The organism is Tritonibacter sp. SIMBA_163 (assembly GCF_046535935.1).
Classification (GTDB): Bacteria; Pseudomonadota; Alphaproteobacteria; order Rhodobacterales; family Rhodobacteraceae; genus Epibacterium; species Epibacterium scottomollicae.
In genome coordinates, this window is the sequence record NZ_JAWJBP010000597.1 from 1 (window position 1) to 264 (window position 264).

Sequence of the window (264 nt, forward strand, 5' to 3'; positions counted from 1 at the left end):
GGGAAATGGTCGCTAGGAGCATCAGCCGTCGGCTTGGTCACCAAAGATCGCATTGTTGCAGGAGGTCTGATCAGCCAAGTTTGGTCATTCGCAGGTGATGATGATCGCTCTGAGGTTAGTCTTTTAACGCTGCAACCTTTCTTTAACTATAACTTTGAGGGGGGATGGTATGCTGTATCGGCTCCTATTCTCACAGCGAACTGGAATGCAGAAGGGGAACAGTGGGTGATTCCGATTGGAGGGGGCTTTGGTCGCGTTTTTAAG

Annotated in this window: 1 protein-coding gene; it reads left to right on the top strand. The window is 50.0% G+C overall.

From position 1 onward, the window contains the following. Positions 1-33: 33 nt before the first annotated feature. Positions 34-264: hypothetical protein (locus R0J92_RS23700; RefSeq protein WP_411053478.1), on the top strand; the 231-nt coding region annotated here is incomplete at its 3' end.